The organism is Amycolatopsis sp. NPDC028719 (assembly GCF_055565395.1).
This window is the reverse complement of sequence record NZ_JBVHUL010000017.1, coordinates 43,434-67,305: the sequence shown is the minus strand read 5'-3', so window position 1 is coordinate 67,305 and position 23,872 is coordinate 43,434. Positions and strand designations below refer to the sequence as shown.

Below are 23,872 nucleotides of genomic sequence, written 5' to 3'. Positions count from 1 at the left end.
GCCGCGTCACCCGAGCAGCACCGGTTGACACCGGAAGCTAACGGAGATAGCTTCCCGGCTAACGCCGACAGGCCCTCGGACTCGGGAGGTCACCATGCCCAGAGCCGGCCTCACTCCCGCGTCGGTCGTGGCCGCGGGCGCCGAACTGGCCGACGAGCTCGGTTACGAAAACCTGACGATGGGCCTGCTGGCCGAACGGCTCGGCGTGCGGACCCCGTCGCTCTACAAGCACGTCAGTTCCCTGGACGCGCTGTGCCACGGCATCAGCGTCGAGACGTGGCGCGAACTCGGGGAAACCCTGATGCGGGCCACCGTCGGGCTGGCCGGTCCGGCCGCGGTCCGGGCCTACGCGGACGCGTTCCGCCACTGGGTCGGCCGGCACCCCGGGCGCTACGCCGCCGGCCTGCGGGCACCCGGGCCCGACGACGCGGAGGGGCGGCGCATCGCGAACGAAATCCTGCAGATCCTCTACGCCGTTCTCGGGGGCTTCGACCTGCCGGGCAGCCGGGTGGTGGACGCCGCCCGCGCGCTGCGCTCGGCCCTGCACGGATTCGTCACCCTGGAGAACGCGGGCGGCTTCGGACTGAGCCGGGATGTCGACCGCAGCTTCACTTTCGTCGTCGACAGCCTCATCGCCGGTTTGCGGGTCGGCCTGTCCGATGAGGACACCGGGAAGCCCGAGGGAACCGACCACAACGGACCCCGGCACGAGTACCACGGATCCGATGACTGAGGCCCGCCGGCAGCGAGTACCGTCACCGACCGACCGGCTTCAGCTTTCCTGACTGTTCCGCAGCAGCGGCAAGAAAAGCTCGTCGACTATCGACCGGATGCGCGCGGGCTTCACCGGCCCCAGATCCATCAGCATGTCGTGCCGCACCAAGTCGAACGGCATGGCGAGCACCGCGCCGGGGACGCGCTCGAGGTCGAGCTCGCCGCGGTCGTGAGCGCGTTGAAAGAGCGCCCGGACACGCTCGAGCCGAGTGCCCATCACCTGCTCGCGGACCTGCGAAGGATTCAGGCCGGTGTCGGCCAAAAGCCCGGAGAACGCGGCGGCCACGGCGATGGCGTAGAAGCCGGCGAGGGTTTCGCTGACGGCCGTCAGGTGGGCGATCAGGTCACCGCGCAGGCTTCCGGTGTCGGGATCCGCGACCGGGTGGGCGTTCCGGTGGTGATCGAGCGCGGCGAGGACCAGCCGATCCTTGTTGGCCCACCGGCGGTAGAGCACGGGCTCGCTCGTGCGGGCGCGGACGGCGACCGAACCCATGGTCAGGCGGGCGTACCCGACCTCGACCAGCTCGTCCCAGGCCGCGGTGAGCAGCGCGGACTCGAGCTCTTCACCACGGCGACGACGGCGGACGGACTCGGCTGCCTCGGTGGCCACTACGTCACACTAGAAAGATTTGCCTATCTTGACAAGTCTCCCTACGCTAACAGGACAGAGTTCCCTTTCTTAAGGTGAGGACGAGGCGATGATCGAGAACGTCGTGCCGCCGGAGCGGAATGGCCCGGCCGTACTGATCGTCGGAGCCGGCCCCACCGGGCTGACGCTGGCCTGTGACCTCGCCCGGCGCGGTGTCGCCGCCCGGATCGTCGAGGCCTCGCCCGGACCGCAGCCCGGCTCGCGCGGCAAGGGACTCCAGCCGCGCTCCCTCGAGGTGTTCGACGACCTCGGCATCGTCGAGCGGGTGCTCGCCCACGGCCGGCCGGCGATGCCGATGCGGTCCGTCGCGCTCGACGGTCAGGTGACCCTGGGTGGCGCGGAGCCCGAGTCGCTGCGGAACCGCCCCGACATTCCCTACACGACGAGCTTGGTCACCCCGGAATGGCGCGTCGAAGAGGCGCTCAGGCTCCTGTTGACGGACCTCGGCGGCACCGTCGAGTTCGGCACCACGCTCGTCGGCTTCGAGCAGTCGGAGGAGGGCGTGTCGGCGGTGGTCGTCAAGGACGGCGAGGCCGAGACGATCACCGCCCGGTGGCTGGTCGGCTGCGACGGCGGCCACAGCACCGTCCGCAAGGAGGCCGGGATCGCTTTCGAGGGCGAGACCCGCGAAGAAGTGCGGATGCTGGTCGCCGACGTCGACGTCGACGGCCTCGATCGCGAGGCTTGGCACATGTGGCGGCACGCCGACGGCTTCCTCGCTCTCTGCCCGCTGCCCTCGACGGACGTCTTCCAGTACCAGGCCGGTCTCGCGCCCGGACAGGATCCCGAGCTCAGCGTCGCGAACCTGCAGGCGATCCTCGAGCGGCGCAGCGGGCGTACCGACCTCCGCCTGCGCGAACCCGAGTGGTCGTCCTTGTGGCGCGCCAACATCCGCCTCGCCGACCGCTACCGCACGGGACGCGTCTTCCTGGCCGGCGACGCGGCGCACATCCACTCACCCGCCGGCGGCCAGGGGATGAACACCGGCATCCAGGACGCGTACAACCTCGGCTGGAAGCTGGCCGCCGTCGCGAAGGGTGCTTCACCGGCACTGCTCGACAGCTACGAAGCCGAGCGGCGGCCGGTCGCCGCCGGCGTGCTCGTGTCCTCGACCGCTCGTCTCGAGCGGACCCTCGAGCAGGGCGGCGTCTCCACCCGCCGCGATGCGAGCACGCTGCAGCTCGACGTCGACTACCGAGGCTCCGCCCTGGCGGTCGACGACCGAGACGAGACGGCGGTGCTCCGCGCGGGTGATCGCGCTCCCGACGCGACCGCGCTGAAGACGACGGTGGACGGCGAACGCCGGCTGTTCGACCTGACGCGCGGCGGGCGTTTCACGTTGCTGGACTTCGGTTCCCCGGCCGAACCCCTTCCGCCCGGCGTCGAGCGCTTCCGCGTCGTCGATCGGCCGGCCGGTCCGGATGAGGTCGCCGACACCGAAGGTCACCTCGCCGGCGCGTACGGCGCTACCGACCGCACCCTGGTGCTGATCCGTCCCGACGGGTACATCGGGCTGATCTCCGACGCGGGTGAGATCGCGGCGGTGGCGCGGTACCTCGCCTCGATCGGCTGAGCCGCTCGTCGTCCCGGACGGCGCTGCCGTCGATCGGTGCGGAGTAAACCCTGTCGACGGTTCAGCAAGGCGGGCTGCACGTCACAGGTGGTAGACCACCAGAGTCTGCTCGGGCCGCTCGGCGACGTGGAACGCCGCGTGGGACACGGTGATCACGCCCAGCCGGGGATGCCGGAAGCGCTTGCGGCCCGCGTGGCTGAACTGGATGTCGTACTGTGGCCACCACTCGCGCGCCTCGGGGCTCGTCTCGGTCAGCTCGGCCACGAGCCGGGTCACGCGAGGGTGGTCGGGATGGCGCCCCGCGATCGCGCGCAGCCGGGCCAGGACGTTGCGTGCCTCCTGCTCCCAGTCGACGAGTACCTCGCAGGCGACGGGCTCGGTGAACACCCAGCGCACGATGTTGCCGCCCGGCCCGCTGTTCCGGAACAGCTCCGCGGCGGCGGCGTTCTGCGCGAGGACGTCGTAACAGATCCCGGTGACGTACGCCGGGTTGTCCCCCAGCAACGCCGGGACGCCCGCGATCTCGGGCGCGACCTCCTCCGGAACGTCCTCTTCGGACGTCGTGCCTCCCCCGGCGAGGCGGTGCAGGTGCTCCTGTTCCGCGGTGCTGAGCCGCAGCGCCCGCGCCAAGGCGTCGAGCACCTGACCGGAGGGGCGCACGTCGCGCCCTTGCTCGAGGTAGGTGAGCCAGGTGGCGCTGATGCCGGCCAGCAGGGCCAGCTCCTCGCGGCGCAGCCCCGGGGTGCGGCGGCGCCCGGTGATCGGCAGGCCCGCGTCGGCCGGGGCCAGCCGCTCCCGGCGGCTGCGCAGGAACGTGCCCAGCTCGACGCTCAACCTGGAACCTCCAGTACCAGAACAACGCGATTCTGGATACCAGCTTACCGCGACGCAAGACTTGTCCCATGCGAGCTTGGACTGTTGCGGCACACGACGACGACGTACGCCTCACCGAAGTGCCGGCGCCCACCCTCCAGGGCGGTGGCGTGATCGTCGAGGTGCTTTCCGCGCACCTCCCGGCGTACACGAAGATGGTGGTGCGGGGGAACCGCGGTGGCCTGCCGGTGCCCCTGATCCTGGGCCCGTCCTGCATCGGACGAGTGCTCGACGTCGCGCCCGACGTGTTCCACGTCGCCCGGGGCGACATCGTGCTGGACACGTCGAGGCTCGACGCGGGTGACGGCGACGAGATCCTCGTGGGCTGGGTCGGCCTGGGCGGCTCCGGCGCCGGCAGCGAGCGCACGGACCGCATGCGCGCGGTGTGGCACGACGGCGTGTTCGCGGAGAAAGCGCTCTGCGCCAAGGAAACGATGGTCAAGCTGCCCGGCGCGGAGGACTACCCGGACCCGGCGCGGCTGTCGTTCCTGCCGTGGCTCTGCATCGCCGCCGGGGGCCTGCACGCGGCGGGCACCCTGGCCGGCCGCGACGTCGCGGTGATCGGCGCGACCGGCCAGCTCGGCGGCGCGGCGGTGCTGCTGGCGCTGGCGGAAGGCGCGGCGACGGTGACGGCGGTGGGCCGCAACAAGGAGGCGCTCGACCGGCTGGCCGAGCTCGGCCCCCGCGTCCGCACCCACCGGCTGACCGGCGACCGCGCGACGGACGCGGCGGGAATCGGCCCGGTGGACGTGGCGCTCGACGCCCTCGGTGCCACGCCGACGGCGGACGCCACCATGGCCGCCTACGACAGCTTGCGGGGGCGCGGCACCCTGGTGCTCATCGGCGGCGTACGCCAGGAACTCACCATTCCCTACAGCGACCTGATGCACCGCAGGCTCACCCTGCGCGGCTCCTGGATGAGCGACGACGAAACGGTGACCACGGTGTGGAACCTGGTCCGCACCGGGCTGCTGGACCTCTCCGCGGTCGAGCTGCTGACGGTCGGCCTGGACGACCCCGCGGCCGCACTCGACCTGGCCGAGCGCACGACGGGCCTCGGCTTCGTGGCGCTCGTCCCCTGACCGCGCCTTCGGGAGCAGAGCCCGTATCCAACTTTACGGTTGGAATCCTCTAGGCTCCGGTCATGGCTTGGGACACCGAGGAAACACGACGACGCCTCAAGGAAGCCGCGGTCGCCGAGTTCGGCGACCGCGGGCCGGACGCGACCATGGCCGACATCGCGAAACGGGCCGGCATCAACAAGGAACGGCTGTACAACTACTTCGGCGACAAGCGAGCCCTGTTCCAGACGGTGCTGGCCGAGCAGCTCCAGCAGCTCGCGGTAGCGGTCGGCGAGCCGCCGGGGGGCCTGGAGAACATCGGCGAGTTCGCCGGCCGCACCTTCGACTACCACCAGGAGCACCCGGAGCTGGTCCGCCTGCTGCTGTGGGAGGCGTTGAGCCAGGAGCCGCCGGTCGACGAGGCGAATCGCGGCGCGCACTACCAGAGCAAGGTCGCCCGGTACGCCGCCGCGCAGCGGGACGGGACGCTCGACGACGAGATCGACGCCGACTACGCCGTTTTCATGATCGTCGCCCTCGCCGCGTGGTGGGTCGCCGTGCCCCAGCTGGCGCAGCTGCTGACCGGCGCGAACCCGAACAACCCCGCGGAGCGGGCCCGAAGGCGCGCGGCGGTGGTCCGCGCCGTGGAACGCCTCATGCTGCCGGCCGACCGGCCGGTTGCCGAGTGACCGGAGGATGGCGTAGCTTGAATTCCAACCCCAAGGTTGGACTTGTTCGAACGGAGTGACCATGCCGGTTTCCGCGCCCGGATCGCGGGTCGTGATCATCACCGGGGCCGCTCAGGGCATCGGTGCCGCAGCCGCGTGGCGTTTCGCCGAGGACGGCGCCCAAGTCGTGCTCACGGACATGGCACCGGACGGCGCCGCCGAAGTCGCGGCGAAGATCGCGGCGACCCACCCCGGTTCCGCGGCCATCGGTCTGCGCACCGACGTCACCGACCCCTCGGCCTGCGACGAACTGGTCGCCACCACCGTCGCCCGGCACGGCCGGCTCGACGTGCTGGCCGTGGCCACCGTGGTGGCACCGCCGTGGTCGCCGCTGAAGGACCTCCCGCCCGCCGAGTGGGACCGGGTCATGGCGGTCAACGCCAAGGGCCCGTTCCTGTTGTCGCGCAGTGCCATCCCCGCTCTGACCGCGCCCGGCGGCAGCATCGTCTACGTCTACTCCGGACACGCGCAGCTCGGCTCACCGGGACGAGCCGTCTACAGCGCGTCCAAGGGAGCGCTCGGTTCGGTGATCAAGAGCCTGGCGCTCGAACTCGCGCCGGACCGGATCACGGTCAACGGCGTGGCGCCGCTGCACATCGACGCACCGTTGAACGACGTCACCCTGAAGACCGCGGCGGCCGAAGCCGGGATCACGGTGGCGGAGGCGCGGGCGCGGCGGGACAGCGCGATTCCGCTCGGCCGGCCGGCGGCCGTGCGCGAGGTCGCCGACGCCATCGCCTACCTCGCCTCGCCGCAGGCCGCCTACATCACCGGAACGATCCTCGACATCAACGGCGGCATTCTGATGCGGTAGCCCGCCGGCGCGACCCGTACCGAACGCCGGTCCAGCCGCGGGTGATCGGCGCGCAGGGAAGGCCGGTCCCGTGGTGCGCCTACTCGTCCCGGTCGACATGGCGGGTGTCGCCGGGGTGGCCCGCCACGATGACCTCCGCCCCGGTCACGGCGAGTACGAGCGCAGCCGCGCGCTCCTGACCGCGGCGGCCGATGCCGCGGCCACCAGGGCTTCCTCGGTGCCGAGGGCGGTGCGGCGCTCAAGCGCCCGGTACGAGGCGGCCGATCGGCAGCAAGGACGTCACCGCGCCGGTGGTGACGCCGGCGCCGACGCCAGCCCAGGCAAGGGGGCCGAGCGGGGTGCAGCCGAAGAACTGGCTGAGGCCCGGCGTCTGCACGATCGCGGCCAGTGCGAGCGCCGAGCCGACCGCGGTGCCGACCACCAAGGGGCTGCGCCGCCGGCCGCGCAGGGTCTGGGCGAGCTGGGTGCCGACCAGGCCGCACAGGGCCATGGTGCTGGTGCGGCGCGCGGTCCCGGGGGTGAACCGGCCGATCAGCCACGCCGTCGTCGCGCCGACGCCGGTGGTCACCCCGCGGCTCGTGATGTCGCGCGCGAGCCGCTCGCCGAGGCCCGCCGGGCCGCCGCCACCCTCGTCGTCCGGCCGGGTGACGGCCACCGCCATCGCGGGGAACAGATCGGTCAGCAGGTTGACCAGCAGCAGCTGCCGGGTGCCCAGCGGCGAGTCGCCGGACACCAGCGTGCCGAGCACCGAAAAACCGATCTCGCCCGCGTTGCCCCCGACCAGGATGACGACGGCGTCGGTGACGCTGCGCCAGAGCGCGCGGCCCTCCGCGACGGCGTCCAGCAGCACGGTCAGGTCCTCGTCGGTGAGCGCGAGGTCGGCGGCGGTGCGCGCGGCGGTCGAGGAACGGGCGCGCACGCCGATGCCGACGTCCGCGGCGCGGATGGCGGCCGCGTCGTTCGCGCCGTCGCCGACCATCGCGGTCACCCGGCCCGCCTCGCGCAGCGCCTCGACGACCTGCAGCTTCTGCTCCGGCGCGACGCGCGCGATGACCCCGGCGCCCGCCAGCAGCCGCGCGCGCCCGGCCCGGTCGAGCTCGGCGAGCTCGTGCCCGGTGACGACTTCGGTGTCGGCCGGCCAGCCCAGCGACGTCGCGATGGCGCGTGCGGTGTTCGGGTGGTCCCCGGTGAGCATCACCGGCGCGACTCCGGACGCGCGGAGCCCGCTGATCAAGGGCTCGGCCGTGGCGCGCACCGTGTCGGCCAGGCCGACGAAGCCCACGAACTCGAGGTCGGCCAGTACGTCGCCGTCACCGTCGGCGAACAGCGAGCCGGGATCGTCGCGGAGCGACCGGGTCGCCACCGCCAGCACGCGCAAACCCTGATCCGCCAACGCTTCTCCGGCCGCGGCCGGTTCGCTCGCGTCGGCGCACGCGGGAAGGACGATTTCCGGTGCCCCTTTGACGAGCAGTACCGGCGCGCCCTCGCGATCCCGCCCGACCGTCGCCGAGTAGCCCCGGTTCGCCTCGAACGGCCGGCCGTCAAGCTCGGTCCAGCCGTCGTCCGGACCGGCGGCGTCGAGCACGGCGGTGTCGGTGGCGTGGACCCGCGCGTGGGGATCGTCCGGTGCACCCGGGCACGCGCGAGCCGCGGCCCGCAGCACGGGATCGGCCGCATCGACCTCGCGCGGTTCGCCGTCCGGCCCGGTCGTGGTGACCACGCGCAGCCGGTTCTCGGTCAGTGTGCCGGTCTTGTCGAAGCACACGACGTCCAGCCGGCCCAGCGCCTCCAGGGCGCGCGGGGCACGCACGAGCACGCCGCGGGCCGAGAGCCGCCGCGCGGCCGCCCGCTGCGCCACCGTGGCCACGAGCGGAAGTCCCTCGGGCACCGCGGCGACGGCGATCGCCACCCCGCCGGCCAGGGCGCGGCGCATCGGGCGGCCGCGGACCGCGGAGAGCCCGGTGACGAGGGCGCCGCCGAGCAGCGTCAGCGGCAGGGCGCGGCGGGTGAGGTCCTGCAGCCGCGCCTGGATGCCCACCGCGGCGGAGCTGCGGGTGGCCAGCTCGACCGCCCGGCCGGCCACGGTCGCCGCGCCGACCGCCACGACCACGGCCGTGCCTTCTCCGCTGACCACGGTCGTACCGGCGAAGACCAGGCAGCTGCGCTCGGCCAGCGGCGCACCCGGCACCGGGTCGAGCTGCTTGGTCACCGGGAGCGACTCGCCGGTCAGCGCGGATTCGTCGACTTCGAAACCGGTACCGGAAAGCAGGCGCGCATCGGCGGGGACGACGTCGCCGGCGCGCAGCTCGATCCGGTCGCCGGGCTCGAGCACCCGGGCGTCGACGACCCGGCCGCCCTCCCGGCGGGCGCGTTGCCGCTCACCGTCCTGCAGCTTGGCCAGCGCCCGGCGGCCGCGGAACTGCTGGGTGCCGCCGACCACGGCGTTCAGCCCCATCGCGGCGGCCACCAGGAGCGCGTCGACCGGCGAACCGACCACCGCGGACGCGACCGCGCCGAGGGCCAGCACCGGGGTGAGCGGGTCGTTGAGCTCGGCGACGATGTCGGCGGTCAGCCCCGCGCCGAAGCGGACCGGCGCGGCCGCGGGGTGCCGGGCCGCGGTCTCGGCCACCGCGCGCACCCGCTGGGTGGCCAGGTCCCAGGAAGTCGGGGCGGGCCGGTCGGCCGCGAGGCGCCGGACGACGTCGTCGGCGCTCAGCTCGTGCCAGGCGACCCGGACCCGGCCCGCCGGCGGCCGGGCCGTGGCCACGCGCAGGGCGCTCGACCAGCCCAGCGCCATCCCGGTCAGCCCCCCGAGCGCGACCGGGTCCAGCCGCGGCACGGCCGGGATCAGCGGCCGCCGGGCTCCCGGGCGGCGGCCGGACATCAGCAGCAGCCCGTTGATCAGGGCGCCGGCGGTGGCCACGCGGGTCGCGCGCCCGCTGTTCGCGCGGGCGGCCGCGGCCGCCCGCAGCACCCGCCAGACCCCGCGCAGCCCCGGGCGGACGAGGAGATCCGCGCCCCACAGCACCGGGGCGTCGCCGTCGACGAGCGCCACGCAGAGGTCCGCGGCAAGCAGGCCGGCGACGTCGTCGGAGGCCGGCCGGCAGTGCGGGGCCGGCCGGCCGACGGCCAGGACGACGCGGCCTTCGTCCTGCAGCCGCGCCACCAGTCCGGCCAGGGTCTCGTCCGCACCGAGGGCGGCCACGTCGTCGGCGAGCGTGGCGAACTCCCCCAGCCGCTCGCGGACGTCCGCCCCGGCGATGACGACCCGGGCCTCGGCGCGCCGAGCCGCGTCCAGCACGGCTTCGGCGTGCGGATCCAAGCCGTCGTCCCCGTGCAGGACATCGGCGTGCAGGAGCACTGTGTCCACTGTGGCCAGTGCCTTGAGCCGGTCCGGGTCGCGAACGAGGATGCCTTCGCGGGCGAACGCGGTGCCAAGCGCCGTGTGGAACGCCGTGTCGGCGTAGCGGGCCGGCATCGGGGACGCGGCGAGGAGCGCTTCGGCGGCTTCGCGCGCGTTGCGGCGCATGAGCAGATCGGCCAGCGCGGCGAGCAGGCCGCTGCCGAGCGCGTTGCGGGCGTAGTCCTCCGTGGGCGCGCGCACCCGCCGCTCCGCCGGGGTCACCCCCAAACTGGGCCGCTCGGGCGAACAGAGCTCGTCGTGCACGGCGTCGAACGCGGTGAGCCGGGCGATCGCCTCGGTCAGCTGGCCGGTGCGCAGCACCGCGTCCAAGGCCAGCTCGACCGGCTCCTGACTGAATCCCCGCACCGCCGCGGAGACCGCGGCCCGCACGAGTTCCGCTGTGTACCACCCGAACCGCTCGTCCAAGGCCGTCCGGACCGCCGGGTGCTCCCGCGCCGCGGACACCGCCGCCCGGGCCGCCTCGTGCACCCGGCCGGTACCCATCGCGCGCCCACCGACCGACACGGCCAGGCCCGCGACATCCATCGCCAGCGCCAGCGCCGCCGTCCGCACCCCGTAGGTGTCGCCCGGGTGCGACGGCGCGCAGTAGCCCGGTTCGGCCGGCGTGAGCCCGTGCCGGGAGCAGTGCGCGGCGATCGAGTCGACGACCCCGGACACCGCACCGTCTTCGGCCAGGTAAACGACGAGGCTGCCGAGCCCGCCGTCCCAGTACGCACCGGCCACCTCGGGGTGCGCCGCGACCGCGGCGGCCACCGCGGGACCGTCGGGACGGCCGGTGCCGTCGTCGGCCGGCCGCAGCGGCACGTGCAGACGCTGTCCCGCGCGCCAGACCGCCGAGCGTGCTCCCGTCGCGTTGCGCACCACCCGCGCCGCACGCACCGTCGACCGGCTCGTCGTCACCGTCGCCTCGCGCAGTGTCCCCGCCGCACCGGTGGCCAGCTCGCCGGCCAGCGGGCCGATCGCCGCGACCGCCTTCTTCGCCCCCTGCGTAACCAGGACCGGCCCGGTCAACCCCAGCACCAAGCCCGCCTTCGCGGCGCCGAACAGACCCCTGAGCACACACACCTCCGCCGACCGACCCAGTCCCGCGAGGGCTTTCCCGGCACGACGGCGAACAAACCGCATCCGCCCCGACCGGGCGAACCACCTCCGGGAGGAACCCGGGTGCGGAGGGCGCGAGCGAACCCGAACGGGTCACTGCCCGGCGGCCTGCGCCGGCTTGTGCGCTATCGCCACCGAGCGGGCTCATCGTTTGGTATGGGTCGCGTCGTGCAGACACAGGTGTGGGTCGGCGGGCGCACGAGCAGGCCGAGTCCCGGCGGGTGGAGCAGCTGGAGTTGCTGCGTGAGTTCATCCGGGTCGCCCAACGGGCCGAGCGCGCGGCCGAGGACCGTGACGGCACGCCCGCGTGGAAGACCTCCGCGTTGGACACAGTCGACGAGCTGTCGGTGTGCGAGCGGATGATCCACATCCTGTTCGCCTCGAACCTGCACGACCTGGCCCGCGGCTATGTGCGTGCCCTCGATCATGTCCTCTGGCAGCAACCCGACGATGTCTCGCTGTGGGACTACCTCCAGAGCCCGAAGGCGGCGTTCCTCGCGGCGGCCCGCGAGCAGTTGAGTACTTGACGATCAGCTGCGTCCGGCCGCCGGCGGAGAAGGAGTGCGGCCGCGACCGGCCGCACTCCTCGCGGGGGACGGTCAGGCCTGGACGTACCCGGCCGCGACGTCGACGATCCAGGTGACGCCGAAGCGGTCGGCGAGAATCCCGAACGCGGGCGCCCACGGGGCGGGGCCGAACGCCTCGATCACGTTCGCGCCCTTGGCCAGGCCCTCCCACACGGGAGTGACCTCGTCGATGCTCTCGCCGCGGACGGAAAGGAAGAACGGCTCCTCGGTGATCGTCGTGCCGTTCTCGCGACGCGTGGAGGGCGCGCCCGGGACGGCCGGCGCGTGCTCACCCGGCACGTCGTAGGCCATGACCCGGAAGCCGTTGTCGGCCACGACCTGGCCGAACACGACGTGGGCGGCGCCGGGCAGCTCGGTGGGCATGCCGAAGTCGGCGTAGGTGGCGACGGTGAGCTGCCCGCCGAACACCGACTGGTAGAACTCCAGGGCTTCGCGGGCCTGGCCGTGGAAGTTCAGGTGGGCGACAGCGTTGAGCGACATGGTGTTCCGGTCCTTCGCGAGTGGTTCCTGACGCCGGAGGACTCCGGCGACGGAACCGACGATGTCAGCGGTACCGGTCAGAGAACGTCCGCTACTTGTGGCAAGGTCGAAGCCATGCCGGTTGCCTCCTCGACGACGACCTCCAGCCGGTTGTTGTCGCTGTTGTCCATGCTGCAGGCCCGGCGGGACTGGCCGGGCGGCCTGCTCGCCGAGCGGCTCGGCGTCAGCGAGCGGACCGTGCGCCGCGACGTCGACCGGCTGCGCGAGCTGGGTTATCCCGTCCAGGCGGTCAAAGGGCCCGACGGCGGCTACCGGCTCGAAGCGGGCAGCCGAATGCCGCCGCTGCTGTTCGACGAGGAGCAGGCGGTCGCGCTGGCCGTGGCGCTGCGGATCGCGGCCGGGACGGGCGCGGGCATCGAGGAGGCGGCCTTCCGGGCGCTGGCCACGGTGCGGCAGGTGCTGCCGTCGCGGTTGCGGCAGCGGGTCGACGCCCTCGAGATCGGGGTGGCCGGGCGCGGCAGCGACCCGCAGATCGACACCGGGATCCTGCTCACGCTCAGTGCCGCGGTGCGCGCGAACGAGGAGGTGCGGTTCGACTACCGTTCGCCGGGCGCACCCGAGGACCCCGAGCCGCGCCGAGTACAGCCCCAGCACCTGGTGGTGCGGGCCGGCCGCTGGTACGTCGTCGGCTGGGACCCCGACCGCGGCGGCTGGCGGACCTTCCGCGCCGACCGGATGACACCTCGGATCCCCAACGGCCCCCGGTTCGCACCCCGGGACGTGCCGGGCGGCGACGTGGCCACGTTCCTGTCGGCCCGGTTCAAGGGCTCCGAAAGCACCGACGCCTGGCCCTGCCGCGGCGAAGTGGTCCTCGGCCTGCCCTTGGCGGAGGTGGCCCCGTTCGCCGGCGACGGCGTCGCCGAGCACCTCGGCGCCGCCCGGACCAGGCTGACGACGGGGTCCTGGTCCTGGGCCGCCCTCGCCGCGACGGTGGCCCGCTTCGACACCGAGATCGAGGTGATCGGCCCGCCGGAGCTGCGCACGGCGTTCGCGGAGCTGTCCCGTCGAGCCGGACGCGCCGCGGAAGCCGGCTAGGCGATCGTCCGGCACGACCTCCCCTGCCACCGGCGCACGGGGGCGGCAGTTGACGCTGGAGTAGACCGGTCGTATAGTCCTTCTCATCGGGACGCGGCACACGCCGGAGTCCTCCACCGCTCCTCGAAGGGTCAAGCGTCATGGGAAGCATCAAGGTCGGCACGGAGAACAGCACCGACATCGAACTGCACTACGAGGACAAGGGCGAGGGCCGGCCGGTCGTGCTGATCCACGGCTATCCGCTGGACGGTAACTCCTGGGAGGGCCAGGTGCCGGCCCTGCTGGCGGCCGGCAACCGGGTCATCACCTACGACCGGCGCGGCTTCGGCAAGTCGAGCCAGCCGGCGACCGGGTACGACTACGACACCTTCGCTTCCGACCTGAACACCCTCATGGAGACCCTCGACCTGCACGACGCGGTCCTGGTCGGCTTCTCCATGGGCACCGGCGAAGTCGCCCGCTACCTCTCCACCTACGGTTCGGCCCGCGTGGCCAAGGCCGTCTTCCTGGCCTCGCTGGAACCCTTCCTGCTCGTCACCGACGACAACCCTGACGGCGCCGCTCCCGCCGCCTTCTTCCAGGGCGTCTCCGACACCGTCAAGAAGGATCGCTACGCCTTCTTCACCGGGTTCTACAACGACTTCTACAACCTCGACGAGAACCTCGGCACCCGGGTGAGCGAGGAAGCGGTGCGCAACGCCTGGAACGTGGCGACCGGCGCCGGTGCGATCGCCTCGGCGGCCGCTCCCCTGACCTGGCCCACCGACTTCCGCGCCGACATCCCCCGCATCGACGTCCCGGCGCTGATCGTCCACGGGACCGCCGACCGCACCCTGCCCATCGACGCCACCGGACGCCGCTTCGCCAAGGCGCTGCCCACCGCGCAGTACGTCGAGATCGACGGCGCGCCGCACGGGCTCATCACCACCCACACCGCCGAGGTCAACGAGATCCTGCTGGACTTCCTCGGCCGCTGACCCCTTCCAGACGACCGGTCTAGTCGAAGCTAGGATCGAACCCATGCCAGTCACCCAGGGCGACACTCGCCGCAGCATCCTCGACGCGGCCCAGCGCATCATGTCCCACAAGGGATTCGCCGCGGTGGGGATCAACGAGGTCCTGTCCGAGGCCGGAGTGCCCAAGGGGTCCTTCTACCACTACTTCACCTCCAAGGACGCCTTCGGCGAGGCGATGATGCGGTCGTACTTCGCCGACTACCTCGCGGACATGGACCGCATCCTCGGCGAGCAGGGCCCGACCGCGGCGCAGCGGCTGATGAACTACTGGCAGAGCTGGCGCGAGACGCAGAGCGTCGACGAGTGCCAGGGCAAGTGCCTGGCCGTCAAGCTCGGCGCGGAGGTCGCCGACCTGTCGGAGTCGATGCGGCTCGCCCTGAAGGAGGGCACCACCGCCATCGTCGACCGCCTGGAGCGAGTGATCGCCGCCGGCGTGGCGGAGGGCTCGCTCACGGTCGACGAGGACGCCCGCACCACCGCGCAGGTCCTGTACGACATGTGGCTCGGCGCCAGCGTCATGGCCAAGATCCACCGGGACATCGGCCCCCTGGACACCACCACGACGGTCACCCGCCGGCTCCTGCACCTGTAGCAATCCCCGTTCAGCCGCCGTATGTTCTGTTCACCATTAAGAGACGACCGGTCTACTTTACCGGCGCTATCCGAAGGAGCAGTAATCATGAAGGTTCTCCTCGTCCTCACCTCGCACGACGAGCTCGGCGACACCGGCCGGAAGACCGGCTTCTGGCTCGAGGAGCTGGCCGCCCCTTACTACCGCTTCCGGGACGCCGGCTTCGACATCGTGCTCGCCTCGCCGAAGGGCGGCCGGCCGCCGCTGGACCCCAAGAGCAACGAGCCGGCCAGCCGGACCGACGAGACCCGCCGCTTCGAAGCCGACGCCGAGGCCATGGACGCGCTCGCCCACACCGTCCGCCTCGACTCCGTCTCCACCGACGACTTCGACACCGTCTTCTACCCCGGCGGTCACGGCCCCCTGTGGGACCTGGCCGAGGACACCACCTCCGTCCGGCTGATCGAGACCACCCTGCGCGCCGGCAAGCCACTCGCGCTGGTCTGCCACGCTCCCGGCGTCCTGCGGCACGCGGAGAACGAGGACGGCACGCCGCTGGTGCGGGGCAAGAAGGTCACCGGGTTCACCAACAGCGAGGAAGAGGGCGTCCAGCTCACCGACGTGGTCCCTTTCCTGGTCGAGGACGAACTCGTGCGGCTGGGTGGCGACTACTCCCAGGGCGACGACTGGGCGCCGTACGTCCTGCGGGACGGCCTGCTGATCACGGGGCAGAATCCCGCCTCCTCCGGTCCGGCCGCCGACGCACTCATCGAACTCGTCGCGAAGGTCGCCAAGACCGGCGCGTGAGCGCCCACACTGCGCGAGCAACTCGACGCCCCCTGCCGGGCCGGCGGCCTACACGGCCCCGGCCCGGTGAGCCCGCCCGGACGAACCGACCGACGACCCCGGCACCGGCCGGGTCCGCACAGGGACTGAGCACCGATGCTCTTATCAGCCAGCACAAACACCGCCGCCCCGGTGCCGGCGCGGACAGCGGGGGGACCGCGTGGATCCGGCCCGCCGCCGCGGTCTTCGTCGTCGGGTGGGGAGCGAACATGTTCGCCTCCCTGCTGCACGCCTACGCCCACCTGAGCGGGACCCGGGCCGACGGCCTTTCGGGGCCTACGCCCTGGGTCTCATCCCGGCCCTGGTGATCGCGGCGCGGGTCTCGGGCCGGATCGGCCGACGGCGGGCACTCCTCGCCGCACTGCTGCTTTCGGCGCTCGGCTCGACGGTGCCGGCCTTCTCGGGCGGCGCGTTCGGCACGATCCTGCTCGGGCGGATCCTCATCGGGATCAGTGCCGGCGCGGCCTTCGGGCCGGGAACGGCATGGATCAAGGAACTCTCCGGCACCACACCGACGCGATCCGGCGGAGCACGACGCGCGGCGGTGGCGCTGACCGCCGGTTTCGCGGCCGGGCCCCCTCCTGTCCGGAGCCGTCGTCCAGTGGCTTCCATTGCCACAGACCACGTCTTACCTCGTCCACATCGCGCTCGTGGCACTGGTGCTGCCCCTCGTGTTCCGGGCCCCCGAGACGGGACGGCGGCACACCGGACCGGCCACCAGCCACACCGCAGCGGGCGACCGGCCGGGGAGCTAGCTGACCGGCCGGGCGTTCCTGGCCGCCGTTCTGCCCACCGCACCATGGATCTTCGGAGCCGCCACGGTGTCCTTCACGGTGCTGCCCGCACTGGTGTCCCTCGGCCACCTCGGCGCCGTCGGAAGCGGCATCGTCGCCGCGATCACGCTGGGCACCGGCATCGCGGTGCAGCCGTGGGCGGGCCGGCTCGCGCGACGCTCCCCCGCAGCACCCTTCGGGACGGGCATGACGGCCGCGATCGCCGGTATGCTGCTCGCGGCGCTCACCGCGGGCACCGGTTCCCTGGTCCTGCTGGTGGCCGCGGCCGTCGTCCTCGGCTCGGCTTGCGGCATCCTCCTGGTCAGCGGACTGCGGCTGGTGGAATCGCCGGCCCCTCCACAGCACGCCGTCACCGCGAACGCCGTCTTCTACAGCCTCGCCTACGCCGGGTTCGCCTTTCCCGGTGCTCGTGCAGGCCCTGAGCAGCCTGGCGAGTCCGGTCCCCGTGCTCGTCGCGGGATCCGTGCTCGCGACGCTGCCCGTGGTGGCTGCGGTGGAAGTTGACGGCCCGCAGCCCCGGCGTGACCAACGAGGCCGGCGCGGTGGCCGCGACCCGGTCGGGCAGAGCGTCGGCCTGGTCGTCGAGAACGGCCTCTCGGCGGCGAAACTGGGTGAGATCGCGCGGCGCGCCGGAACCGGCAAGGCGGCGATCTACCACCGCTGGTGCTGGCGAACGTCCTCGCCGAGCTGCCGCGGGACGGCGAACTGCGCGACGCCGCGGGCGCGTCGATCGGCCGCCCGGCCGCGGATGCGCTGCGGAGCGTCATCGAGCGCTGGGTCGATCGCGGCGTCGTCGACGCGTCGGTGCCGGTTGATCTCCTGGCCTCGCTCGTTCCCGCGGTGGCGTTCCACCGGGTTGCGTCGCTGCGAGAGGGGCTCGACGAAACCGCTGCCGTCGCGATGGTCGACAACGTGCTTCTGCCCGCCCTGGGCGTCCACTGTCCATAACGGCCGTAGGGACCACTCAGCCTTGGCGAGCCGGCCGAATGGTCAGGTCGCCGATTTCGACGTCCTCGGGTTGGTCGATCGCGAAGGCGATCGCCCGGGCCACCGCCGTGGGGTCGATACCGAGCTCGGCCATGTTCTGCCTGGCCTGCTCACGCACGGCCGGATCGTCGACCGCGTGGTCGATCAGCTCCGTGCGGACATAGCCCGGCGAGATCGACGTCGTCCGCAGGACCCCGTCGGTGCTCTCCTGCCGCAGGCCCTCCAGCAGGGTGCGCACCGCGTTCTTCGTCCCGGCGTACACCGCCTGAGTGGGGACGATCTTCAGCCCGGAGGTCGAGACGACGGTGACGAGGTGACCGCGGGCCTGCCGGCGGAACACCGGCAGGGCCGCGGCGATCCCGTGCAGGATTCCCTTGACGTTCACGTCGACCATCGCCGACCACCCCTCGACGTCCAGGTCCGCGATCGAGCTGATCCTGCTGACCCCGGCGTTGCCCACCAAGACGTCCAGGCGGCCGAAGCGCTCGACGGCGAGGGTGACGAGCGACTGGAGATCACCGGGAACGGTGACGTCCACGCGCGTGGCGGCCGCTTGGCCGCCGGCGGCTTCGATTTCGGCGACCAGCCGGTCCAGCCGCTCGGTGCGGCGGGCGCCGAGGACGACGGCCGCACCGAGCGAGGCGAGGTGGCGAGCTGTCGCTTCCCCGATTCCGCTGCTGGCGCCGGTGATGGCGACGACCTTGCCGTGGATGGTCATGACGATCCCCTCGCCGAAATGGACATATGTCCGGTACGCCGCCCACCTTACCGGACACATGTCCGATTGCGCGAACTCCCTGCCTGGACGCAACGGACGGGAGGGCTCGCTCCTTACTGCAGCACGGCCAGCGCCGCCGGGGTGAACGGCGTGATCTCGTCCTCGCGCCCCTCGACGATCTTGGCGGCCCACGCCGGGTCGGCGAGCAGGGGGCGGCCGACGGCGATCATGTCGAACTCGTCGGCCTCCAGGCGCTCCAGGACGCCGTCGATCCCGGTGGCGGCGGCCGATCCGCGGGCGGTGAACTCGGTGTCCAGCCCGATCGAGCCGACGGTGATGGCGGGCTTGCCGGACAGTTTCTTGGCCCAGCCCGCGAGATTCAGGTCCGAGCCGTCGAAGGCGGGCTCCCAGAAGCGGCGGGTGGAGGCGTGGAAGGCGTCGGCACCCGCGTCGGCGAGGGCGCCCAGGATGACGCCGAACTCTTCCGGCGTGCCGGCGAGCCGGGCCGCGTAGTCGTTCATCTTCCACTGGGACAGCCGCACGACGACCGGGAAGCCGGGGCTCACCGCCCGGCGGATCTCGGCGACGACTTCGGCGGCGAACCGGCTGCGGGCGCGCAAGTCGCCGCCGTAGGCGTCGGTCCGGCGGTTGGTGGCCGCCCAGAGGAACTGGTCGACGAGGTAGCCGTGGGCGCCGTGCACCTCGACGCCGTCGAAGCCGAGGCGTTCGGCGGTGGCCGCGGCGTCGGCGAACGCCCGGACGACGGCGTCGATGTCGGCCTGCGACATCGTCCGGCCCGGCTCGCCGGCGCTGCCGTCCGCGGACACCGGCACACCCGAAGGGCCGATGGCGGGCGCGCCCGGGTGGGGCGCCGTCCCGGCCTTGCGGGTCATGCCGACGTGCTGGAGCTGCGGGAAGATCACGCCGCCGGCGGCGTGGACGGCCTCGACGACCCGGGACCAGCCGGCCGGCGGCGCGTCGCCGTACAGGCGCGACACCTGGTCGTGCTCGCCGGACGACGGGTGCCCGACGTAGGTGCCTTCGGTGATGATCAGGCCGGTACCGCCGGCCGCCCGGCGGGCGTAGTAGGCGGCAACCTGCTCGGTGGGCACGCCGTCGGGCGACTGCCCGCGGGTCATCGGCGCCATGGCGATCCGGTTGGGAACGGTGAGTCCGCCGAGGGTGAGCGGGCGGGACAGGACGTGGGAAGCGCGGGTCGTCACGGGATCTCCTTCGGATGAGTTCCCTGCTACGCTAAAACCTCACGTGGACGTGAGTTTCAACGTCGAGTGCGGTAGATCACGTCGGGAGAGGCCATGCGGATCGGGGAACTGGCGGAGAAGACCGGCGTGAGCGTGCGGGCGCTGCGGTACTACGAAGAGCAGGGAATGCTCGTCCCGGAGCGCAGCGCCGGCGGCCACCGTCACTACTCGGAGCGTGGGGTGGAGGTGGTCTGGCTGATCCAGCAGTTCTACGCCGCGGGCCTGTCCAGCAAGACGATCCTCACGATCCTGCCCTGCGTGGAATCGCGTGAGGCGACTCCGGAAGCGCTCGCCGTCCTCGTGGCCGAGCGCGACCGCATCGACCGCCGGCTGGCCGAGCTGGCGGGCACCCGGAAGCAGCTCGACGACGTCATCGCGGCCGCGTCGTCGGGCGCGTGCTCCCACGATTCCCACCCGGACTGAGCACCGCCAGGCCGCCCGCGCCACCGTTGATCAGCTGCGTTCCCGGACGAACAGCGAGCACCCCAGCCCCAGCCCGAGCGCCGCGGCGATGATCACGAACACGGCCGAGACGCTGGTGTGGTCGGCCACCGCCCCCAGCACCGGGGTGAAGAGCCCGCCGAGGGTCGTGGACAGCCCCAGCGTGATTCCGCTGGCCGTCCCGATGTGACGCGGCAGGTAGGCGTGCGACAGCGTCACGTGCAGGGCGAACGGCAGGAACAACGCCCAGCCCAGGACGCCCGCGGCGATGATGACCACGACCACGTTCGGTGCGCCGACGATCGCGGCGGCGCCGAGGGCGGCCAGGAGGTAGCCGATCCGCATGATCGTCCGCCGGCCGTACTTGTCGGCCAGCACCCCGCCGGTCAGCGTGCCCACGGCGCCGGCGGCGGGGAACACGGTCAAGGCGACCGATGCCGTCGCGGTGGAGACGCCGAACTCCTGGATGGAGTAGAGCGCCACGAACGAGCTGGTGCCGACATAGGCGATGGACCAGAACGAGACGATGACCATCAGCCACGCGAAAGGACCCCAGGCGTCGCGCGCTGCCGGTGCCGCGGCGGTCCGCTCGGCGTGCGTCGATGCCGGGACACCGTCGGCCGGGGATCTGCGGGCGGCGTGCGCCAGCAGGTAGATCGCGGCGACGGCGATCGTGGGGATCAGCAGCAGCGGCGTCGCGTTCAGGCCGGCGAGCCCGACGGTGAGGCCGACGGCCGGCGGCGCCAGCGCGACGCCGACGTTGCCGCCGACGGAGAAGATGCTCATCGACCGGTTCGTCCCGCCGCCGGCCTCCCTGGCCGCCATCGTGGCCGGCGGGTGGTACGCGGCGACGCCGATGCCGGACAAGGCCACCACCAGCCAGGTCAGCCAGTAGCTCCCTGAAGTCAGCCCCGCGGCCGCCACCCCGGCCGCGGCGAGGAAGAGCCCGATCAGCACCAAGGGGCGCAGGGAGAACCGGTCGCACACGTAGCCGAACAGCGGCTGGCTGACGCTCGACAGCGAGGTGGCGGCCAGCGTGATGCCGGCCGCGGCCGCGTAGTCGTAGTGCCGCTCGGACACGAGATACGGCAGCAGGGCCGCGACGGCGCCCGTCTGGAAGTCGTTCATGGTGTGCGTGCTCACCAGCGACCAGAACTTCCCGCGAGACCGCCGGATCGTCCTCGCCGGCGCGCTCACCGCGGCCGTGTCTCGCAGCATGATCTTTCTCATACGCCGCACCGTACTCCTCAGACAAGTAGAGGTGTCAAGCGCAAAACCGCGGTTGCTCGGCCGGATCTGCCATCAGGTAGGGTTCGCGTAGACCTCAGACAACTGGAGGAGTCGTCGATGGCGCCAACCGTCCAGCGGCATCCCCTCGCCGCCCAGGCCGCCGAAGTCCTGCTCTCGCGGATCAAGGACGGTGAGTGGCCACTGGGCCACAAGCTCCCCGGCGAGACCACCCTCGCGGTGCAGCTCGGAGTGGGACGATCGACCGTGCGCGAGGCGATCCGCGAGCTCGCCGGCAAGGGAGTCCTCGATCCCCGGCAAGGCGCCGGGGTCTTCGTCACCGCCGTCGACGTCGTCGAAGACTGGGAGTCGAAACTGCGGCGAGCGTCGATCGTGTCGGTCATCGAAGCCCGCGTGGCGATCGAAGCCGAGGCCGCCGCGCTCGCCGCGCAGCGCCGCACCGCCGCCGACGTCCGCGCCCTGCGCCGGGCGCTGGCTCAGCGTGTCGTGGCCGGGCAGACCCCCGAAGAGCACATCGACGCCGACATGGTCCTGCACCGGGCGGTCGTGGCCGCCGCCCGCAACGACGTGCTGCTCGAGCTCTTCGACGGATTCGTGCCCCGGGTGCGCACGGCGATGATCGACATGCTCAAGCTCAAGCCGATCGCCGCACCGGAGGCCGACCACGCGGCGCACGCGGCGCTCGTGCAGGCCATCGCCGACCGGCAGCCCCGCGAGGCGGCCGAGACGAGCCGCACCCACCTCTCCGCCCTGAAAGCAGCCCTGGCATGACCCCGAGCACCACCAGCCCCGTCCTCGACCTGGTCGACGTCGCGTTCCGCCGGAGCGGGCGGACGATCCTCGAATCCATCAGCTTCTCCGTCGGCGCCGGGGAGCACTGGGCCCTGCTCGGCCCCAACGGAGCCGGCAAGAGCACTCTCCTCGCGCTGTGCGGCGCCGTCGCGCACCCCACCTCCGGAGCCGTCCACATCCTCGGCAGCCGGCTCGGCCGCGTCGAACTGCAGCACCTGCGCCGCTCCATCGGGCACGTCGATCCGCGCCACCCGCTCACCTCGCCGCTGACCGTCCGCGACGTGGTGCTGACCGGACTGACCGGGTCGATCGACACCCCACCCCGCTGGAAGCCGACCACCTCGCAGCGCCGCCGGACCGACGAGCTCATCGGCCGGCTCGGCCTCGCCGGCCGGAGCGAGGACGAATGGCCCACGCTCTCCCAAGGTGAGCGCGGGCGGGCGCTCATCGCCCGCGCACTCATCTGCGAACCGCGGCTGCTCCTGCTCGACGAACCCGCCACCGGGCTCGACGTCGCCGCGCGCGAACAACTGCTGCAGACCGTCGACACGCTGCAACACGCACTCCCCCGGCTGGCGTCCATCATGGTCACCCACCACCTCGAGGAGCTGCCCTCGAGCACCACGCACGCGGCGTTGCTGAACGACGGGAGGCTCGTCGAAGCCGGCCCGGCGGATCGGGTGCTGACCTCCGAGAACGTCACAACGGCTTTCGCGCACCCCATCGAGGTCCGGCAGCACGACGGACGATGGAGCGCACGCGCCGTGATCGGCGCTGTCACCGGTTCGTGAACCGGTTATGCCTGAATGGCGCTGACCCCGCGTTTGTTCTCGACCGAAACTAAGTCGGTGACAGAGATCCACCACGGGACGCCGAGACCGATCCCGCTCGAAGAGCTGAAGTTCCTGGGCGACCCACTCGCCGATGCCGTGGTCGCCGACCTGGTCTCCAGCGGGACGACGGCCGCGGTCAACGAAGTCCTGGCGCACTTCCGGGAAAACGACCAGCCCATTCCCGACACCTTGCCGGATTCGGTGCGCCGCTACCTGGTCGCGACCGACGACCCGCCGGGCTGGGCCGATCTCGACCGGGTCGCGAGCGCGTACGAATTCTTCGTCGACGACGGCGTGCACGTCGCGTCGGTGCTCTCGTTCGGGGCGATGGTGAACTGCTACGCCCAGCCGCGGCCGTCGCGCGTGCTGTCGCTGACCCACCGGCTCAACCAGCCGCACCGCCGGCTGTCGGAAACCTCGCAGTTCGTGCTGAACATGATGGGGCCCGCCCCGTTCGGCTCCGGCGGCGGGTTCGTGCCCACGATCCAGAAGACCCGGCTCATCCACGCGGCCGTGCGGTACTTCATCACCCACTCCGGCGAATGGGACGTCGCCGCCGACGGGGTTCCGCTGTGCCAGCAGGACATGCTCGGTGCGCTGCTCATCTTCTCGGTGCAGGTCATCGACGGCATGCGCCGGATCGGGATTTCCGTGACCGAGCGCGAAGCCGAGGACTACTACTACGTCTGGCGCGTGACCGGCGCGATGCTCGGCATTCCGGCCGGCGCGATGCCCGAGACGCTCGCCGAGGCGCAGACGCTGAACGCCGAACTCGTCGAAGCGACCTACGGGCCGTCGGACGAAGGGATCGAGCTCACCCGCAACCTCCTCGACCTGTACGAGGACATGATTCCCGGCAAGGCGTTCGACGGCGTGGCCGCCGCGGTCGTCCGCCAGGTCGTCACCCCGCAGGTCGCCGACTGGCTCGAGGTGCCGCGCGCACGGGGCTGGAGCCGGGCGGTCGGCGCGGGCGCGCGCTTGATGCGGGTGCTGGAACGAGCGGAGGACCGCAGCCGGCTGGCCACGGCGGTCCTCGACAAGGCGGGCCGTCTGCTGCTGGGCGGGAGCGTCCGCACGCTCACCAACGGGCAGCCGACCGCGCTGACCATCCCCGCCGGCCTGCGCGAGAAGTGGCTCGCCGCCGGCGTCTGCCCCGCGGCACCGGGTCAACCCGCACCGTCCCCCGCCGCGCCAGAGTAAGTTTC

The 23,872-nt window shown here is 72.4% G+C and carries 23 protein-coding genes and 2 pseudogenes; 18 read left to right on the top strand and 7 right to left on the bottom strand.

Going from position 1 to position 23,872, the window contains the following annotated elements:
* Positions 1-94 precede the first annotated feature (94 nt).
* Complete coding sequence (locus ACZ4TR_RS46945) at positions 95-733, top strand: TetR/AcrR family transcriptional regulator (RefSeq protein ID WP_465295389.1); 639 nt, start codon at positions 95-97, stop codon at positions 731-733.
* A 39-nt stretch (positions 734-772) separates the two neighbouring features.
* Here the strand turns inward: ACZ4TR_RS46945 and ACZ4TR_RS46940 are convergent, their stop codons facing one another.
* Entirely contained in the window at positions 773-1,384 is a 612-nt protein-coding gene (locus tag ACZ4TR_RS46940) for a TetR/AcrR family transcriptional regulator (RefSeq protein WP_465295387.1), read from the bottom strand.
* 88 nt (positions 1,385-1,472) lie between these two features.
* Between ACZ4TR_RS46940 and ACZ4TR_RS46935 the strand changes: the two genes are divergently transcribed.
* Positions 1,473-2,996, top strand: a complete 1,524-nt coding sequence (locus tag ACZ4TR_RS46935; RefSeq protein ID WP_465295385.1) for an FAD-dependent oxidoreductase — start codon at positions 1,473-1,475, stop codon at positions 2,994-2,996.
* A gap of 81 nt (positions 2,997-3,077) precedes the next feature.
* Here ACZ4TR_RS46935 and ACZ4TR_RS46930 read toward each other — a convergent pair whose 3' ends face one another.
* Positions 3,078-3,830, bottom strand: a complete 753-nt coding sequence (locus tag ACZ4TR_RS46930) for a helix-turn-helix transcriptional regulator (RefSeq protein WP_465295383.1) — start codon at positions 3,828-3,830, stop codon at positions 3,078-3,080.
* A gap of 68 nt (positions 3,831-3,898) precedes the next feature.
* Between ACZ4TR_RS46930 and ACZ4TR_RS46925 the strand changes: the two genes are divergently transcribed.
* The 3 genes from ACZ4TR_RS46925 to ACZ4TR_RS46915 all read left to right on the top strand — a co-directional run bounded on the left by ACZ4TR_RS46925 (position 3,899) and on the right by ACZ4TR_RS46915 (position 6,472).
* Complete coding sequence (locus tag ACZ4TR_RS46925; RefSeq protein WP_465295381.1) at positions 3,899-4,951, top strand: zinc-binding dehydrogenase; 1,053 nt, start codon at positions 3,899-3,901, stop codon at positions 4,949-4,951.
* Positions 4,952-5,013: 62 nt separating this feature from the next.
* Positions 5,014-5,619, top strand: coding sequence for a TetR/AcrR family transcriptional regulator (locus ACZ4TR_RS46920; RefSeq protein WP_465295379.1), 606 nt, complete (start codon positions 5,014-5,016; stop codon positions 5,617-5,619).
* 61 nt (positions 5,620-5,680) lie between these two features.
* Complete coding sequence (locus tag ACZ4TR_RS46915; protein ID WP_465295377.1) at positions 5,681-6,472, top strand: SDR family NAD(P)-dependent oxidoreductase; 792 nt, start codon at positions 5,681-5,683, stop codon at positions 6,470-6,472.
* Positions 6,473-6,710: 238 nt separating this feature from the next.
* On the opposite strand, the gene ACZ4TR_RS46910 is transcribed toward ACZ4TR_RS46915, so the two are convergent.
* Entirely contained in the window at positions 6,711-10,955 is a 4,245-nt protein-coding gene (locus ACZ4TR_RS46910) for an HAD-IC family P-type ATPase (protein WP_465295375.1), read from the bottom strand.
* 263 nt (positions 10,956-11,218) lie between these two features.
* On the opposite strand from ACZ4TR_RS46910, the gene ACZ4TR_RS46905 reads away from it, so the two are divergent.
* On the top strand, positions 11,219-11,524 hold the full coding sequence (locus ACZ4TR_RS46905; protein WP_465295373.1) for a hypothetical protein: 306 nt from the start codon (positions 11,219-11,221) through the stop codon (positions 11,522-11,524).
* Between the two features lie 72 nt (positions 11,525-11,596).
* On the opposite strand, the gene ACZ4TR_RS46900 is transcribed toward ACZ4TR_RS46905, so the two are convergent.
* Complete coding sequence (locus ACZ4TR_RS46900; protein ID WP_465295371.1) at positions 11,597-12,064, bottom strand: VOC family protein; 468 nt, start codon at positions 12,062-12,064, stop codon at positions 11,597-11,599.
* Between the two features lie 114 nt (positions 12,065-12,178).
* Here ACZ4TR_RS46900 and ACZ4TR_RS46895 point away from each other — a divergent pair, with 114 nt between their 5' ends.
* From ACZ4TR_RS46895 to ACZ4TR_RS46860, 8 genes and pseudogenes are all read left to right on the top strand, one after another.
* Positions 12,179-13,159: a helix-turn-helix transcriptional regulator gene (locus ACZ4TR_RS46895; protein ID WP_465295369.1), complete on the top strand. Its 981-nt coding sequence runs from the start codon at positions 12,179-12,181 to the stop codon at positions 13,157-13,159.
* A gap of 140 nt (positions 13,160-13,299) precedes the next feature.
* The gene (locus ACZ4TR_RS46890) at positions 13,300-14,136 is read left to right on the top strand and encodes an alpha/beta fold hydrolase (protein ID WP_364516062.1); all 837 of its coding nucleotides are present in this window, start codon (positions 13,300-13,302) and stop codon (positions 14,134-14,136) included.
* A 43-nt stretch (positions 14,137-14,179) separates the two neighbouring features.
* Positions 14,180-14,767: a TetR/AcrR family transcriptional regulator gene (locus ACZ4TR_RS46885; RefSeq protein ID WP_465295367.1), complete on the top strand. Its 588-nt coding sequence runs from the start codon at positions 14,180-14,182 to the stop codon at positions 14,765-14,767.
* Positions 14,768-14,854: 87 nt separating this feature from the next.
* Positions 14,855-15,553: a type 1 glutamine amidotransferase domain-containing protein gene (locus ACZ4TR_RS46880; RefSeq protein ID WP_465295365.1), complete on the top strand. Its 699-nt coding sequence runs from the start codon at positions 14,855-14,857 to the stop codon at positions 15,551-15,553.
* A 199-nt stretch (positions 15,554-15,752) separates the two neighbouring features.
* Positions 15,753-16,160, top strand: a pseudogene (locus ACZ4TR_RS46875) (MFS transporter); the annotation flags it as partial.
* 253 nt (positions 16,161-16,413) lie between these two features.
* Positions 16,414-16,890, top strand: a complete 477-nt coding sequence (locus ACZ4TR_RS46870; protein WP_465295654.1) for a hypothetical protein — start codon at positions 16,414-16,416, stop codon at positions 16,888-16,890.
* Positions 16,790-17,008, top strand: a pseudogene (locus ACZ4TR_RS46865) (hypothetical protein); the annotation flags it as partial. The gene ACZ4TR_RS46870 and the pseudogene ACZ4TR_RS46865, both read left to right, overlap by 101 nt.
* 41 nt (positions 17,009-17,049) lie before the next feature.
* Positions 17,050-17,334: a TetR-like C-terminal domain-containing protein gene (locus ACZ4TR_RS46860; protein WP_465295363.1), complete on the top strand. Its 285-nt coding sequence runs from the start codon at positions 17,050-17,052 to the stop codon at positions 17,332-17,334.
* A gap of 16 nt (positions 17,335-17,350) precedes the next feature.
* Here the strand turns inward: ACZ4TR_RS46860 and ACZ4TR_RS46855 are convergent, their stop codons facing one another.
* Both ACZ4TR_RS46855 and ACZ4TR_RS46850 read right to left on the bottom strand, forming a co-directional pair.
* Entirely contained in the window at positions 17,351-18,091 is a 741-nt protein-coding gene (locus ACZ4TR_RS46855) for an SDR family oxidoreductase (RefSeq protein ID WP_465295361.1), read from the bottom strand.
* A 113-nt stretch (positions 18,092-18,204) separates the two neighbouring features.
* Positions 18,205-19,314: an oxidoreductase gene (locus ACZ4TR_RS46850; RefSeq protein WP_465295359.1), complete on the bottom strand. Its 1,110-nt coding sequence runs from the start codon at positions 19,312-19,314 to the stop codon at positions 18,205-18,207.
* A gap of 93 nt (positions 19,315-19,407) precedes the next feature.
* Here ACZ4TR_RS46850 and ACZ4TR_RS46845 point away from each other — a divergent pair, with 93 nt between their 5' ends.
* Positions 19,408-19,776: a MerR family transcriptional regulator gene (locus ACZ4TR_RS46845; protein WP_465295357.1), complete on the top strand. Its 369-nt coding sequence runs from the start codon at positions 19,408-19,410 to the stop codon at positions 19,774-19,776.
* A gap of 30 nt (positions 19,777-19,806) precedes the next feature.
* Here ACZ4TR_RS46845 and ACZ4TR_RS46840 read toward each other — a convergent pair whose 3' ends face one another.
* Entirely contained in the window at positions 19,807-21,024 is a 1,218-nt protein-coding gene (locus tag ACZ4TR_RS46840; RefSeq protein ID WP_465295355.1) for an MFS transporter, read from the bottom strand.
* A gap of 117 nt (positions 21,025-21,141) precedes the next feature.
* Here ACZ4TR_RS46840 and ACZ4TR_RS46835 point away from each other — a divergent pair, with 117 nt between their 5' ends.
* From ACZ4TR_RS46835 to ACZ4TR_RS46825, 3 genes are read left to right on the top strand one after another with little or no spacing between them, the layout of a single operon-like run.
* Positions 21,142-21,813: a FadR/GntR family transcriptional regulator gene (locus ACZ4TR_RS46835; RefSeq protein ID WP_465295354.1), complete on the top strand. Its 672-nt coding sequence runs from the start codon at positions 21,142-21,144 to the stop codon at positions 21,811-21,813.
* Positions 21,810-22,625, top strand: coding sequence for an ABC transporter ATP-binding protein (locus tag ACZ4TR_RS46830; protein ID WP_465295352.1), 816 nt, complete (start codon positions 21,810-21,812; stop codon positions 22,623-22,625). The genes ACZ4TR_RS46835 and ACZ4TR_RS46830 overlap by 4 nt, the downstream gene beginning before the upstream one ends.
* Positions 22,626-22,682: 57 nt before the next feature.
* The gene (locus ACZ4TR_RS46825; protein ID WP_465295350.1) at positions 22,683-23,867 is read left to right on the top strand and encodes an oxygenase MpaB family protein; all 1,185 of its coding nucleotides are present in this window, start codon (positions 22,683-22,685) and stop codon (positions 23,865-23,867) included.
* The last annotated feature ends 5 nt before the right edge of the window (positions 23,868-23,872 follow it).